Source organism: Streptomyces sp. NPDC028298 (genome assembly GCF_055565895.1).
The window spans coordinates 753,464-766,955 of the sequence record NZ_JBVHTL010000002.1 but is presented as its reverse complement, the minus strand read 5'-3'; the positions used below and the strand labels follow the sequence as shown (position 1 = coordinate 766,955).

The 13,492-nt window shown below is 68.6% G+C and carries 12 protein-coding genes and 1 tRNA gene; 5 read left to right on the top strand and 8 right to left on the bottom strand.

All coding sequences use genetic code 11. The features are described 5' to 3' along the window. Positions 1 to 116 precede the first annotated feature (116 nt). Entirely contained in the window at positions 117 to 344 is a 228-nt protein-coding gene (locus tag ACZ4TO_RS11940; protein ID WP_468024093.1) for an FmdB family zinc ribbon protein, read from the bottom strand. Between the two features lie 369 nt (positions 345 to 713). Here ACZ4TO_RS11940 and ACZ4TO_RS11935 point away from each other — a divergent pair, with 369 nt between their 5' ends. The 3 genes from ACZ4TO_RS11935 (at position 714) to ACZ4TO_RS11925 (ending at position 5,459) form a co-directional block, all read left to right on the top strand. Further along, positions 714 to 2,747, top strand: coding sequence for a transglycosylase domain-containing protein (locus tag ACZ4TO_RS11935; RefSeq protein WP_382781943.1), 2,034 nt, complete (start codon positions 714 to 716; stop codon positions 2,745 to 2,747). Between the two features lie 93 nt (positions 2,748 to 2,840). After that, positions 2,841 to 4,136, top strand: coding sequence for a polysaccharide deacetylase family protein (locus ACZ4TO_RS11930; RefSeq protein WP_382781940.1), 1,296 nt, complete (start codon positions 2,841 to 2,843; stop codon positions 4,134 to 4,136). Between the two features lie 225 nt (positions 4,137 to 4,361). Continuing rightward, on the top strand, positions 4,362 to 5,459 hold the full coding sequence (locus ACZ4TO_RS11925) for an amidase domain-containing protein (RefSeq protein WP_468024092.1): 1,098 nt from the start codon (positions 4,362 to 4,364) through the stop codon (positions 5,457 to 5,459). A 244-nt stretch (positions 5,460 to 5,703) separates the two neighbouring features. On the opposite strand, the gene ACZ4TO_RS11920 is transcribed toward ACZ4TO_RS11925, so the two are convergent. Further along, positions 5,704 to 7,089, bottom strand: a complete 1,386-nt coding sequence (locus ACZ4TO_RS11920; RefSeq protein ID WP_468024091.1) for a hypothetical protein — start codon at positions 7,087 to 7,089, stop codon at positions 5,704 to 5,706. Positions 7,090 to 7,386: 297 nt separating this feature from the next. After that, on the bottom strand, positions 7,387 to 8,190 hold the full coding sequence (locus ACZ4TO_RS11915; RefSeq protein ID WP_468024090.1) for a DUF4097 family beta strand repeat-containing protein: 804 nt from the start codon (positions 8,188 to 8,190) through the stop codon (positions 7,387 to 7,389). 332 nt (positions 8,191 to 8,522) lie between these two features. On the opposite strand from ACZ4TO_RS11915, the gene ACZ4TO_RS11910 reads away from it, so the two are divergent. Further along, positions 8,523 to 8,597: transfer RNA gene (locus ACZ4TO_RS11910), tRNA-Val, on the top strand. 628 nt (positions 8,598 to 9,225) lie between these two features. Here the strand turns inward: ACZ4TO_RS11910 and ACZ4TO_RS11905 are convergent. Both ACZ4TO_RS11905 and ACZ4TO_RS11900 read right to left on the bottom strand, forming a co-directional pair. After that, entirely contained in the window at positions 9,226 to 9,714 is a 489-nt protein-coding gene (locus ACZ4TO_RS11905) for a hypothetical protein (protein ID WP_468024089.1), read from the bottom strand. Between the two features lie 214 nt (positions 9,715 to 9,928). Then, positions 9,929 to 10,615 carry a hypothetical protein gene (locus ACZ4TO_RS11900; RefSeq protein WP_468024088.1) on the bottom strand — a complete coding sequence of 229 codons (687 nt, stop codon included), beginning with the start codon at positions 10,613 to 10,615 and terminating at the stop codon, positions 9,929 to 9,931. A 680-nt stretch (positions 10,616 to 11,295) separates the two neighbouring features. Here ACZ4TO_RS11900 and ACZ4TO_RS11895 point away from each other — a divergent pair. After that, entirely contained in the window at positions 11,296 to 11,565 is a 270-nt protein-coding gene (locus ACZ4TO_RS11895) for a hypothetical protein (protein ID WP_468024087.1), read from the top strand. A 169-nt stretch (positions 11,566 to 11,734) separates the two neighbouring features. Here the strand turns inward: ACZ4TO_RS11895 and ACZ4TO_RS11890 are convergent, their stop codons facing one another. The 3 genes from ACZ4TO_RS11890 to ACZ4TO_RS11880 all read right to left on the bottom strand — a co-directional run bounded on the left by ACZ4TO_RS11890 (position 11,735) and on the right by ACZ4TO_RS11880 (position 13,255). Then, on the bottom strand, positions 11,735 to 12,208 hold the full coding sequence (locus ACZ4TO_RS11890) for a hypothetical protein (protein WP_468024086.1): 474 nt from the start codon (positions 12,206 to 12,208) through the stop codon (positions 11,735 to 11,737). Between the two features lie 242 nt (positions 12,209 to 12,450). After that, complete coding sequence (locus ACZ4TO_RS11885) at positions 12,451 to 12,657, bottom strand: hypothetical protein (protein WP_468024085.1); 207 nt, start codon at positions 12,655 to 12,657, stop codon at positions 12,451 to 12,453. Positions 12,658 to 13,045: 388 nt separating this feature from the next. Continuing rightward, a complete protein-coding gene (locus ACZ4TO_RS11880) occupies positions 13,046 to 13,255 on the bottom strand; it encodes a hypothetical protein (protein ID WP_468024084.1) in 210 nt (69 codons plus the stop codon). Positions 13,256 to 13,492: the final 237 nt, after the last annotated feature.

The following is a 13,492-nucleotide window of genomic DNA, read 5'->3' as shown; positions in this document are numbered from 1 at the left end:
GATGTGTCGAACTTGCCCCTGGCGCGGACGCGTTGGTGTGACCGACGCCATGCCGTCGCGGCACGCCGGGGGTTCGAATGGGACGAGGCTGAAGAGTTGGTAAGAAATCCCCGCGCTCAGCCGCAGCAGCCTCCGCCGCAGCACCCGCCTCCGCCGCCGCCCGAAGGCGGCTGGGGCGCCGGCGCGGACGCCGAGCCGCCCCGCGCGACGGCGACCGCCGACAGCAGTTTGACGGTGTCGTCGTGCCCGGCGGGGCAGGCCGTGGGGGCGGCCGACTCGGCCATGGGACGGCTCAGTTCGAAGGTGTCGCCGCAGGTCCGGCAGCGGTACTCGTAGCGAGGCATGCCCACAGGTTAGCCGGAAGGGGGCGTCGTTCGGAGGGCTCGGCGGCGCTCGTCGCGCGTGGCGGAACATGCCGTCCGGGACGGGAGTTACGACTGCTCGCGCTGGGTGAACCAGGGGAACTCGTTGAGCTCTGAGCTTTTTTGTCTCGTTGCTGATCGAAGGGATTGGATTGGTCGCTGATAATTTAATAGGGCCGCGACGAGCCGCAAGGTCGGGGAGGGGGGCTCGCAGCCGCGAAAGCGGCCGCTGCAACTACCCGCGCGCGCAGATCCGGAGTGCGGAGGGAGACGCAGTCGTGACCAGGACATGGCATCACAACGATGCCTCGAATCCCCTGTCTTTGGGCCGCCGAGGCGCAGGGGTGCGCCATGGCTGACACATCCGTACCGCAGCGCGGCCGCGGCAGCCGCCGCAAGCCCTCGGGGCCCTCCGCCGCGGCCCGGCTGGCCGCACGCCTCAAGCCGTACACGCGGCGCCTCAAACCCGCCTACCCGCGCCCGGGCCGCACCGGACTGCGCCGCTGGCTGCCCTCCTGGCGGCAGTGGCTCTGCGCCTTCGCGCTGTCCGTGGGCCTGAGCGGTTCGCTGCTCGTCATCGCCTACGCGGCAACGGACATACCCCAGAACCTGAACACATATGCCACCCAGCAGGACAATGTCTACTTCTGGTCGGACGGCACGCCGATGGCCCGGACCGGCTGGGTGCGCCGCCAGGCCATGCCGCTGAAGGACATACCGAAGGACGTGCGCTCCGCCGTCCTCGCGGCGGAGAACGAGAGCTTCTACAGCGACCCCGGCATCTCCGCCAAGGGCCTGGCCCGCGCCCTGGTCAAGACGGTCGGCCAGGGGGACACCCAGGGCGGCTCCACCATCACCCAGCAGTACGTCAAGAACGTCTACCTGACCCAGAACCGTTCGGTGACCCGCAAGTTCACCGAGGCCATGATCGCCCTCAAGCTCGACAACAAGATGAGCAAGGACAAGATCCTCGAGGGTTACCTCAACACGAGCTGGTTCGGACGCGGCACCTACGGCCTCCAGCGGGCCTCGCAGGCCTACTACGGCAAGGACGTGAGCCACCTCAACGCCAGCGAGGGAGCGTTCCTCGCCTCGCTCCTCAAGGGCGCGGGCCTCTACGACCCCACCCTGAGCAAGGCCAACCACGAGCGCGCCGTCGAACGCTGGTCCTGGATCCTCGACCGCATGGTCAAGACCGGCAAGCTCTCGGCCGCCGAGCGGGCCACGTACACGAAGTTCCCCGAGCCGATCAAGCAGAGCGGGAGCTACGACACCGGCAAGCAGAGCGACTACCTGGTCGAGCTGGCGACCCAGTACGCCAAGAAGGCCGGGCACATCTCCGACCGGGACTTCGACCTCGGCGGCTACCAGATCTACACGACCTTCGACCGCAAGCGCGAGACCGCGCTCACCGACGCCGTGGCCAAGGCCCGCAAGCAGACGAAGAAGGACGACCCGGACAACGCGAAGGCCGCCCACTACGGCGCCGCCTCGATCGGCGACGACGGCCGGATCCTCGCCGTCTACGGCGGCCCCGACCACCGCAAGCAGGGCTACAACGAGTCCAACGCGACCACGGTCCCCGCCGGTTCGGCCTTCCTGCCCTTCGTCTACGCCGCCGCGCTGGAGAACGGCGTCCACAAGACCCGCGAGGGCGCGGCCACTCCGGTCACCCCCGAGACCCTGTACGACGGCAACGACGGCGTCCCGGTCAGCACCCCCGAGGGCCCCTACTGGGACCGCGGCGGCAAGAAGGTCGCCGCCCACAACGAGGGCAACAAGAACTACGGCCGGATCTCCCTGCGTTCGGCGCTCGCCCAGAACGTGAACACCCCGTTCATGCAGCTCGGCATGGACGCCGGCCTGGACAAGGTGCGCGAGACCGCCGAGGCCTCGGGTCTGCTGCCCTCCAGCATCGGACCCCAGGTGCCGGCCATGTCCCTCGGCGCCGCCACCCCCAGCGCGATCCGCATGGCCAGCGCCTACGCCACCTTCGCCGCCGACGGAACGCACTACGAGCCGTACTCGGTCAAGCGCATCACCCGCAACGGCTCCCGCGTCCGGCTGGACATGCCCGCGCCCCACCGCGCGATGCGCGCCGAGGTGGCCCGCCAGGTCACCGACGCGCTCGCGGACTCCTTCCGCCTCGGCCACCCGGGCGCGGCCCCCCTCTCGGTGAGGGTGGCCGGCAAGCGGGGCGCCACGCTCGACGACAAGTCCGCCTGGTACGTGGGCTCGAACGCCTCCGTGTCGACGGCCGTGGTCCTCTACCGCATCGACCTGACCAAGAGCCTCGAACCGCTGCCGCTCAAGGGGATCGCCGGCGCACCCGTCGCCGACGTGCCGTACGGCATCTGGTCCGGCGCCATGAGCCCGCTCCGCTGATCCCGTCGGCCGACCGTCCGGCTCGGCCCCCGCCGACGGCCACCCGGTGGCCGCGCCACACACCTTCCGTCCCCCTCGCAGAATGTGCCCCGTATGAACTCGAAGCACAGCCGGCGCCGGCGCCGTGAGTCCGATCCCGCTTCCGCAGCCGCCTCCGCCCGCCAGGGCTTCGCGGCCATGACGGCCTTCCTCGTCGTCACCTCCACGGCGGCCACCTACCTGGCCCTCAACACCGACCACACCACCCCGGCCGCGTCCGCCCGCGCGCACGGCCCGGCCACCAAGGTGAAGAAGGAACCGCCGTGGGACGGCAAGATCCATGTGCTGGGCGACGGCTCCACGTCCTACACCGGCCCGCAGAAAGGCGAGTTGAAGGCCGTACCGCTCAAGCCCGGTGAGAAGCCTCCCCAGTTCGTCGTCTTCTCCTGGGACGGCGCCCTCCAGGGCGACGACGAACTCTTCTCGCACTACCGGCAGATGGCCGAGCAGTACAACGCCCACATGACGTTCTTCCTGACCGGCATCTACCTGCTGCCCAAGGACAAGAAGACGCTCTACGAACCGCCGATGCACTCGCCCGGATCGGCGGCCATCAGCTACGCCACCGACGACCACATACGCACCACGCTGGAGGAGCTCGGCAAGGCGTGGAAGGGCGGCAACGAGATCGGCACCCACTTCAACGGCCACTTCTGCGGCGACAAGGGTGGCGGGGACTGGAGCGTCGAGGAGTGGGAGAGCGAGATCAACCAGTTCTTCGACTTCGTGGAGAAGTGGAGGACCAACACCGGCTACACGGACCTTCCGTCGCTCCCCTTCGACCCGTCGAAGGCCATCAGCGGCGGGCGCGCGCCGTGTCTCGAAGGACAGAAGAACCTGCTCAAGGCCATGAAGGCCACGTCGAAGGAGTACAACTGGCGCTACGACGCCAGCTCCGCGGGCGACTTCCAGATATGGCCCAGGAAGAAGGAGGGCGTGTGGGACTTCCCGCTCCAGATGCTCCCCTACGAGAACGGCAAGTACCAAGGCCTGTCCATGGACTTCAACTTCCTCTACAACCAGTCCGACGGTGAGACCGAGGGGAACCCGGCCCAGTACCCGCAGTGGGAACAGGAGACGGTCAACTCCTACATGGCCGGATTCAACCGCGTCTACTACGGCAGCCGGGCACCGCTGTTCATCGGCAACCACTTCGAGGACTGGAACGGCGGCATCTACATGAAGTCCATCGACCAGGTCATCAAGAACGTGTGCACGAAGAAGGGCGTGAAATGCGTGTCCTTCCAGGAGCTGTCCAACTGGCTCGACGTGCAGAAGCCCGAGACCCTGGAACGCCTGCGCGGCCTGGACCCCGCCCAGTCGCCCGACTGGTCGACCGTGGTGAAGTAGGGCCCGCCGCCGGGACGGTGACCCCGCTTCCGTGTGGTGACCCCGCCCCGTACGTCGAGATCAACTTACCTCCGACATAAGGGACTTGGTTGTAGTCGACGCGAACTCCCCCCGGAGTCACCACAGTTGAGTGGGACATGTAAAGATTCCCTTCCCTGGAGTCCTACCGGGGATCAAGGAGAATCTTCAGTGACACCGAAGAACTTAAGCCGCAGTTGTTCCGTCGTGGGAGCGCTCACCCTCTCCGCCCTCCTGCTGCCCCTGTCCACCGCCCACGCGGCGGCCCCCGCCCCCCGCGTGACCGCGGCGACGGCCGATGCCTTCGGCCGCGTGGCCGACGCCGTCTTCACCGACCGCACGGCCGCCCTGCTGGACACGGCCCCGAAGGCCCGTACGGCCCTGAAGGCGACCACGTCCGGCATCCGGGTCTCCGGCACCCTCGCGCAGACCGAGACCACCGCCGTCACCGCGCTGCACGGCACCCGGTCCCGCCTCGCCGCCCTCGGCGAGGCCTACAGCGCCGCCGACACCCAGGTCACCGTGGACCGGACCCGGCTCACCGGCCGTCACGCCACCGCCTGGGTCACCGAGACCACCACCCTCACCTACCGGAAGATCCGCGGGGACGAGCCCGCCACCACCGGCTTCCGGGCCCACCACGTCCTGACCTTCGCCGCCCGGCCCGACGGAACCTGGAAACTGACCGGCGAACGCTCGACGGACAAGGGCCCCCGGCAGATCAACCAGCCCGTCACGACGAAGCCCACCAGAACCACGATGGCCGCTGTCGACGCCCCCCGGGCAGCGACCACGTACCCCGCGCCCGCCAACCCCAAGAACCTCACCGGCGGCCCGTACGACTACGCGGGCATGGCGACGTACGCCGAGAAGTACTGGAAGAACTACAACCCCGCCTACCGCAGCTTCAACTCCGTCGGCGGCGACTGCACGAACTACCTCAGCCAGTCCCTGATGGCGGGCGGCTGGGCGACGGTCGCGAGCTCCGCCGAGGAGTACGGCACCTGGAACTACACGGCGTCCACCCAGACCGACACCTGGGTCGGCGTCAACGAGTGGTCCTGGTTCACCCAGACCGCCCACCGCTCCACGCCCCTCGCGAACGTCTACCAGATGGACGTCGGCGACGTGATGCAGATGGACTTCGACAAGGACGGGTCCAAGGACCACTCCATGATCACGTCGTACCGCAGCAGCGGCGGGGTGCCGTACCTGACCTACCACGACACCGACACCTACCGCCGCTCGCTGTCGAGCCTGCTCGCGGCGTACCCGAACGCGGCGTACTACGCGTACCGCACCTGATCGGCGGCCAGGGTCCTCTCCCCGGCGAGGTAGCCGGGGGGAGGCTCCTCCCGCGGGGATGCCCTGGGGGCTCCTCGGCGGGTGAGCGGGTGAGCAGGCGGGCGGCGGCCTCGGGGCGAGCCGGTCGGGGGGATTCGCCGGTTGGGATCCCTGGTGCGGACCTCTGGTGCGGACCTCTGGTTCGGATCCCCGGTTCGGATCCCTGATTCGGATCCCCGGTACTTTCTCAGGCGCCGCCGCGCTCTCAGACGCCGCCGCGCTCCTCGCGGATCTGCGTGACGACACGGGCCACCGTCTGCCGCACCGCCTCCGTCTCGGTGAGGAAGTGCCAGTAGTCGGGGTGCCGGCCCTCCAGCGTGGCCACGGCACGGTCGAGCCGGGCGACGGAGTCGTCGAGCGGGCGGGCCTGCCGGGGGTCGGGCGTCGAACGGCCCGCCATCGCCAGCCGCTGCGCGTCCCGGATCGCGAACCGGGTGCGGTCGATCTCCTGCTGCGGATCCTTCTGCACGGCGTTCAGCCGCCGCAGCCGGTCACCCGCCGCCGACACCGCCTCGTCGGTGCCGTTCAGCAGCGCGCGCACCGTCGCCAGCAGCGAGGTCGCGTCCGGCCAGCGCTGCGCCTCACGCGCTGCCCGAGCCTCGTTCAGCTTCGCCTCGGCCTGCCGTACGTTCTCCGCGGCCTGCTCCGGCACGTGCTGGAGGTCCTGCCAGCACGCCGCCGAGAACCGCCGCCGCAACTCGCTCAGCACCGGCTCCACCTGCCCCGAGCGGGTCGTCAGGGCCTGCGCCCGGGTCCGCAGCGAAACGAGCCGGTGGTCGATCTCCGCGGCCCGCTCCGGCAGCCGCTCCGCCTCCGAGCGCACCGCCGCGGCCTCGCGTGAGACCCGCTCGGCCCGCTCCAGCGTCTCCGGCACGCCGTGCTGCCCGGCGCCCTGGTTGAGCTTGGTCAGCTCGGGGGCCAGCGCGGCCAGCCGTGCCGCGAGATCGTCGGCCTTCAGCCCCGACTGTCGTACGGAATCGAGGGCGTTGGAGGCGGCGAGCAGTGCCTGCCGGGCCCGCTCGACGGCCGGCGCCAGCCGGGCGAGCTGGGTCTCGGCCTTGCCGAGCAGCGGCCCGAGGCTCTGCTCGAACCGGTCCAGATCGGCCTTCACACGGCCGAGTTCGTCCTTCGCGGCGACGAGTTCGGTGCGGGCCCGCACCGCGACCGACGCCTCCAGCTCGTCCCGGTCGAGATCGTGGGCGTCGACGGCGGTGATGTACTTCTGGCTGGCCTCGTCGATGCGCCGCCCCAGCGCCGCGAAGTCGGAGACCGCGCGGCGGGCGGCCGGGGAGTCGTCGACGGCCGTGATGGTCTCGATCGAGATCCGCAGGTCGCGCTGGGCGGTGTCGAGCTCGTAGAACGCCGCCGCGGCGGCGTCCTTGGCGGCCTGCGCCTCGGCCCGGTGCTCCTCGGACCGCCCGCCGAACCAGCGCCGGGTGCCGCCCCCCGCGAAGGCCGCGGGCAGCGCGAGGGCGGCCAGCAGGGGCAGGGCGACGAGCGTGAGCACGTCACGGGCGGTGCCGGACGTCGGGCGTGTCGGTGAGGTCGCCCGCGTTTGCGGGACCGGCGGGACCGGCGGGACCGGCGGCATCAAGGGGATCCGTGGGCGCCCTTGCCGGAGCCCGAGATTGCCCTTACCCGGGAGGCCGAAGCGCCCCCGGAGGCCGAGAAGGTCCCGGAGGCCCCAGGGACGTGCAGGGCGTGCAGGGCGTGCTGGGCGTGCTGGGCGCGCATGCTGTGCAGGCTGTGCTGGGCGCGCAGGCCGCGTGGGTCCCGAGAACGGCGAATACGGCCGCGAAGGTGTCGCCGTCACATCCCTCTCCCGTGCTGTCATCCGCCTTGCCCGGCTGTCATTCTCCCACCGGTTGAAGACGAACACACGGGCCGATCAGTTCGCTGTTCGTACCGTGATCTTTCCGTCGTCGGTGTGCGCGGAGACCCGGTGGGAGCTGGAACCGTCGCGCGGCACGTCCACGTGGACCGAGCCGTCGCCGCTCGCGGCCGTCACCCGGTAGCCGGCCCGGGGCAGCACGATCGAGACGGAACCGTCGCCGCTGCGGGAGTCCACCAGGTCCGGCACGGTGCCGAGTTCGAGCCGGATCGACCCGTCGTCGGTACGGGCCCGCACCCTGCGGGTGTCCACGCCGACGGCCCGGATGGAGCCGTCGCCGCTGCGCAGATCCAGTGCGCCCGAGGAGTCGCTGACGTGTACCGAGCCGTCGGCCGTACGGATGCTCAGCGCCTCCGCGAAGCCCTTCGCGCTGACCCGCCCGTCCCCGTCCTCGACCTTGACGGCCACCCCGCGCGGCACGACGATCCGGTGCCGGGCCGAGCAGTCGGCGACGACGCCCGAGCACTTCATCCGCAGCACCAGCCGGTCCCCGTCCTTCATGGCCCAGGTGACCCGGGGGTCTCCGCCCAGGGCGACGTGCCCCTGGAACCACCGGGTGACCTGGACTTCACCGGCCTTCGCGGAGTCCGACGCCACGACATCGAGCGCGGAGTCGTCGGAGTCGACGGTCAGGACCCGCCCGTGCAGCCCGAAGGACCGCTGCTCGGGCTCCTTGTCGTCCCCGGCGGAAGCCCCACACGCACCGACCGTGGCGACGAGCCCGACCGCGAGGGCGGTGAGAGCGGCGGCGCGGGTACGGTTCCGGCTCCCGCCGATGCCGCGATGACGTGTACTGGCCATGTCGATCTCCCCCTGGATACCGGTCTGCGATCACGTGCATGCCTGAACGCCTGGACGCCTCGCCCCTCGCCCGAGCGGGCCGCCGAAGCCTCTTCGACGGTATGCACGCACGAAGCCCGGATCGATCCGGCCCGCTCCCGAATGAGAGGTGGGGATAACCCCCGCCCGGCGCCCCCTGACCGCTCCCCGACGAGCCCCCACCCGCAGAACCCCATGTGCTCCCTCGCCACGGCCCACCTCTGCCCCTGCCGCTGCCCCTGCCTGGCCACCAACTCGCCCGATACGGGTTTGCGGGGCATCCCCCCGGGCGATGTAGGCTGTCGACTCGTCCTGGGCGCGTAGCTCAGTGGTAGAGCGCCGCCCTTACAAGGCGGATGTCGGCGGTTCGAAACCGTCCGCGCCCACCAGGACAAAGACCCCCAGCCGATCATGGCTGGGGGTCTTTGTCATCCAGACCTGACATCAGCGGATCTTGCCTGGATCGCAGCCGACCGCGGACTGGCCGCAGCCGGGCAACCCGGCTGTGACCGGTTCCCTCTTCCGGTCCGTGGGTCACTGCCTTTTGACGACTGAGCTTCGACTCCGCCGTGGAAGAGCACCCCAGGAGTGCGCAGCGCGGTAGGACTTTCTCTACTTGATCAAGCCCCGGCTCCGCTCCGCTCCGCGCGACGCTCCTGCCTTCGGCCCGCTCCGCGCGGGCTGCGCCGACGGCGCCCACAGGTGGATAAGGCCCGGAGGCCATGAGTCGGGCACCACGTAGCGCGGCCACGGTCAGAACGAGCCTCCGGCGGGGGCGCTCAGGCTCCGAGATGGCGGGGGCGCCGTTCGCGGGTGCCGACCGAGTGTGGCGTGTGTGGGGTGCTCCCACCCCGCCCGCCGTCGACCCAGGCAGAGCCGAGCAGTCGCGGCCCAGGGCGTCAAGGTCGTTCGTCCGGCAGGGCGCTCCACCTTGACACCCTGAACCATGCCCGCTCCACGGTGTGTGGGTCGACGGCAGACGGGATGGGAGCTGGGGTAGGTGTGTGGTTGAGCTGGTCAGGCGAGGGACGACCGGATCCGGTCGATGGCGCGCAGAACCTCATCTCTGTTCTTCGCGCTCTTGATCCAGGTTGGTAGCCGCGCGACGAGGGTCATCTTTTTTACTTGCGCGTCCCATGGTGCTCGTTCACGCAACGGTGCCTGTACGAACTTCCGGATCAGTTCCAGGTGTTCCGGGTTGTAGGCCCACAGCCAGCCGTGTCGCGTCTCTGTCTGCAACCACAGCGGCAGACCGAAGTAGGGATCTGTCGCTTCGCCTCGCCCTCGGAAGAGGCGGAACCCTCCCCCAGCAGCCTCTCGTGACAGACCGCATGCCCTACAGACGAGACGGCGGCGCGCGAACACCGAGGGAACAGCGTCCTCAGCCGCAGGCGCCACCGGGGCAACGTGTGCAATCCCAGCGCACTTCGGACAGCTCACGAGCACATGATCAATGAAGTGGTACTTCGTGTGCTGGGCATCTCGGAACCGCTGTGGCGAGAGCATGCCGCCAGTATGCGATCCCTCTGCCTGACCATGCTCATGCACGGAAGAACCGTGCCCCTTCCGTGCCCGGTCAGGCGGGGAATCGCGGGGAACCACGGTCGCTCGCGGCGACAGGACCGAAGAGAGCCCCCGACCGATCCTGCTGGTCAGAGGCTCTCCACCACTGCAGTGGGCGTGGGATTCGAACCCACGGTGACTCGCGCCACGACGGATTTCAAGACTGCTCCGCCCGAGGCGACCCGTCGCCGACACCTCCGTATAGCCCCCACTCGTCAAGGCCGGAGTAGATCAGCGCAGTACGCCCCCCTGGAGAGGACAAGCATCGCGCCTCGCCTGTGTAGATCGCGACCAGCGAATCCGCACCGCGCCACCAGTTGTCAGCGAGGCCCTGTACCTCCAGGACCGGTTCCATGGCATCAAGTTCGATGCCATCGACGTCATCGCCCGTGATCTTCGTGATCTGTTTGGCCCACATCGACGCGTGATGAGTCAGCGCGACCGCCTCGATCCACCCTTCGATACTCGCGTGCAACGGCGCCCAGCTGTCCGCGTGGATCCCGAACTCACCGGCCGGACCGATCATGAATGCGTAAGGAACGGCGGTCCGCTGTGTGCCGGCCTCGAACCACCAGCCCTCGGAGGACGTTCCTTCGGGGGAGTCAGCGTCGAAGTACTTCGGCCCTCCGTCGTACTGGGAGGCCGGCGGTAGGAGCAGGCCGCCCCAGTGCTCCTGATAGGCCGCCATGCGGTCAACGACATCCTCTGGGATTCCCCGATCAAGCCACCACTGCCTGTGCTGCTCGACAGACCGGGTATCGACCCTGATGCCGTGTACAGCGACAAAGCTGCGAGCCCGCCGAGTCAGCCCGCCGGGAACATCCTTGATGAGGTTGAGATCCACCAGGGGGACGCTACCCGTACAGCAGCGGTGTACCGCGATCCCAGCGCCCGCCCGCGATGGGCAGCGGTGGCCATGGGCTCAACTTCGGCCGACATGACCGTGCCCGACCGTTCTCTCTAGAGCTACGGATCAGAAGGCCGCGTGCCACATCGTGCGGTCAACCACGGTCAATGACGGCTCGCCACAGTAGAGATGCGCCGTGCACCTGGGCAGCAGGTATAGCCGAAGCGACCTGGGGAAGTGCGCTGCCGGCCACGTCCGCCCTTTCAAGGCGGATGTCGGCGGTTCGAAACCGTCCGCGCCCACCAGGGAAAGGCCCCCAGCCGATCATGGCTGGGGGTCTTTGTCATCCAGACCTGACATCAGCGGATCTTGCCTGGATCGCAGCCGACCGCGGACTGGCCGCAGCCGGGCAACCCGGCTGTGACCGGTTCCCTCTTCCGGTCCGTGGGTCACTGCCTTTTGACGACTGAGCTTCGACTCCGCCGTGGAAGAGCACCCCAGGAGTGCGCAGCGCGGTAGGACTTTCTCTACTTGATCAAGCCCCGGCTCCGCTCCGCTCCGCGCGGGCTGCGCCGCCGCGCCCTGAGATGGGTTGGCCGGCGGCATCAGGTCAGAACCCGTCGTGGCTGAGACTGCCCGACTCGCCGGAAGCTTAAGGGGCCATGATCACTCGCCCCATGGCAGCTCCCGCCCAAAGCCGTTCCACCGACCGCGCGCTACCGTGCATCCAGGGGGTGGGCATGAACGACCGGGATCTGCTCGAATTCGAGCCGATGTGGACCACTGAACGTGATCGCTGGGAGCCTTGGCACACGGGCCTGGGCTACCTGCCGATCTTGAAAGGTGATCCACCGATGGCCGAAGCCATCTGCGATGACGACCTGGCAGACCAAGTGATCGCGAGAATGCTCGCTGCAGGCGTCACAGTCGTAGAACTACCTGACTAGGGGCCGTGCTCCTCGCGTGCCCGTTCGGGCGGGGAAGCACGGGGAACCGCAGTCGCCGTCAGGCACCGAGCCGCAAAACGGCCCTTGACCGTGTCACCTGGTCAAGCGCCGTTTCTGCTGGCGGTGGGTGTGGGACTTGGACCCGCGGTGACTCGCGCCATGACGGTTTTCAAGACCGTGTACGGATCGACGCTCCCAAGGCGTCGAGTGCGCCCACGGCCGTGTGGATATGAGCCGGGCCGCGACGCAATCGTTCTCCCGCACACCACCAGAACAGTCGCTCCTGTGCATCCTCCCTTGGATGCATGCCCAGGCCATGCTCGGGGCACAGGGGCCACGCCTGCCACAGAAGCTCTATGACGGTCTCCTGCGCGGCATCGGCGACGCTCGCCAGTGCAGAGGCAAGGCTGTCCTGTGAGTCCGGGTCCAGGTGATTGCCGTGCCACTCGCCGTTGGCCATGGCGACGTAGACGTTCTCCGGCTCATCCGCATCGTAGGACGGAAGGGCCAGTAGTTGCAGGGGTTCCAGCTGGGGAAGCGTCACCGCCAGGTCCCGGTTCAGAAGGGCGAGAGCCTGGTCCCACACGGGGTATTCGCCCGGCGAGACGCGGCGAGGCTCGGGGGGGTCGAAAAGAGCGCACATGCGCACCATCCTCCGCCACACCAGGGACAGCCCCGATCGTTCAACAGCGCCGCCCCCTGCAAAAAGCGCGTGTGGCGGCTGACATCAGCGGCTGACACCAACAAGCACGAACAGCAGCATCGGCGGTGGACCTCAGTGGACGATCGGCCGAGGCGCAGGCCAGGTTGACCGATGTCGACAGCCCCTGTGATCGACCTGATGAGGAAGCGGACCTAGCGCAAAGCGTCCGTGTGCAGCCCGGATCAGTCTTCGGCGTCGTGGTAGTAGACCGTAAGGCTTGGCCGATAGCCGTCCGCGGTGATCTCCGTATGCATGACGAGATCCTGAACCTCGACCGAGCCAAGGCCTTCGATGGAGTCTGCGACTCTACGGAGCAGCGCAGGCACATCACCCTGCCCGGTTCCCTCCGGGTTGGCCTGGGAGAAGTGTTTGATCGTCCACGGTTCCATGTGCTGATGATCGCGCAAGCGCCAGCCGTCGATGCTGTTCCGTCCAGGCGGACCATCTAGGGGTGCTGTACAGCGGCGAAGTACAGCAACCTCCGCGCTTCCGAACGACCGTCACCAGGCCCAAGCAGCCGAATGACGTGCCTGTCAGACCTCAGAGGGGCAGGGGCTCGGGTTGATCCTCTTCGTTAGTGGCGCTGTGCTTCAGATCCTCGGGACGCCACGCCAAGGGAGCCGGGCTTCTGACATCAAGGGCTGACACCAACAGCCCCCAACTGCACCGGGGACATGCATCCGATCTACCGGACTCGTGGACCGGTACGGTCGTCAACGCCGGACCGCTTCCATCGGTCTGAACTCGGCGAACCAATGCGGCCAGAGCGCGTGTTGTTCAGCGCAGTGAGCGGCGTTCGTCCACACGGCGTTGTGGGTCTCCCAGGAACGTGCCGGGCTCCGTGGAGCCGTAGAAGATGTTGAACGTCTCCAGTCGGTACGACCATTCACCGCCGCAGCTCCCTACCAACCGGTAGTTGATCTGCCACTGCAGCCACTGACCGGGAGCCAGGCGAACGGCAGGCGGGCGTCGGTTGCGTCGAGGCATGCCGAACATGGTCACCTCTGGTGGATCCACGCGCAGGAGCCCGTCCATCTCGCGAAGGACTGTCCCGGGACTCGAGAGATCCCGCACCCGCATGCGAGGCGCGAAGGCTTCGGACTCCCGCATGGCGACCTCGTGCAGGGCAGAACTCAACCCCTGAGGCAGCAAGAAGGCCGTCGGAGCGGCGTTCCTCCGGGCAGCTTCAGCGCCGCCGCGTGACTTCTTGGTCCACGACGTGAG

Coding starts and splice junctions, on each gene's coding strand:
- ACZ4TO_RS11880 (WP_468024084.1), bottom strand. CDS start 13,255: ATGCCTCGACGCAACCGACGCCCGCCTGCCGTTCGCCTGGCTCCCGGT.
- ACZ4TO_RS11940 (WP_468024093.1), bottom strand. CDS start 344: ATGCCTCGCTACGAGTACCGCTGCCGGACCTGCGGCGACACCTTCGAA.
- ACZ4TO_RS11915 (WP_468024090.1), bottom strand. CDS start 8,190: ATGGCCAGTACACGTCATCGCGGCATCGGCGGGAGCCGGAACCGTACC.
- ACZ4TO_RS11920 (WP_468024091.1), bottom strand. CDS start 7,089: ATGCCGCCGGTCCCGCCGGTCCCGCCGGTCCCGCAAACGCGGGCGACC.
- ACZ4TO_RS11930 (WP_382781940.1), top strand. CDS start 2,841: ATGAACTCGAAGCACAGCCGGCGCCGGCGCCGTGAGTCCGATCCCGCT.
- ACZ4TO_RS11905 (WP_468024089.1), bottom strand. CDS start 9,714: ATGCTCTCGCCACAGCGGTTCCGAGATGCCCAGCACACGAAGTACCAC.
- ACZ4TO_RS11895 (WP_468024087.1), top strand. CDS start 11,296: ATGGCAGCTCCCGCCCAAAGCCGTTCCACCGACCGCGCGCTACCGTGC.
- ACZ4TO_RS11885 (WP_468024085.1), bottom strand. CDS start 12,657: ATGGAACCGTGGACGATCAAACACTTCTCCCAGGCCAACCCGGAGGGA.
- ACZ4TO_RS11935 (WP_382781943.1), top strand. CDS start 714: ATGGCTGACACATCCGTACCGCAGCGCGGCCGCGGCAGCCGCCGCAAG.
- ACZ4TO_RS11890 (WP_468024086.1), bottom strand. CDS start 12,208: ATGTGCGCTCTTTTCGACCCCCCCGAGCCTCGCCGCGTCTCGCCGGGC.